This window comes from Oleiphilus sp. HI0086 (assembly GCF_001635225.1).
Map to the genome: position 1 here is coordinate 1 of NZ_LWFZ01000597.1, position 399 is coordinate 399.

Sequence of the window (399 nt, forward strand, 5' to 3'; positions counted from 1 at the left end):
GCCGATACTGACTGGCTCGATAAGACCCCTGAAGAGCGGCACCATGCCATGACATGGATGCAGCGACTTAAGCGAGTCTTCAATATTGATATTGAGGTTTGCGAGCACTGTGGAGGGCATGTCAAAGTGATTGCCAGCATTGAGGATCCGGACATAATCGAGCAGATTCTTAAACATCTCAAACAGAAGGCGGCCAAAGCCGATACTAACCATCACACCCAGCCGCCAGAGCGAGCCCCACCACTGACTCCCAGCCTGTTCGGCCCATCGCAGACTCGTTTATTTAATTGACGCTCCTAAGCTCTCAATCCATGTACTGTCAGCCTTTGCGGCAGGCCGGTGGGGCAACTGTCGGCTAAAGATCCATTCGCCAGGCACTTTTCGGTCAAATCGACCAAA

The 399-nt window shown here is 52.4% G+C and carries 1 pseudogene; it reads left to right on the top strand.

Annotated elements, in window-relative coordinates:
* Positions 1–291, top strand: a pseudogene (locus tag A3756_RS07135) (IS91 family transposase); the annotation flags it as partial.
* Positions 292–399: the final 108 nt, after the last annotated feature.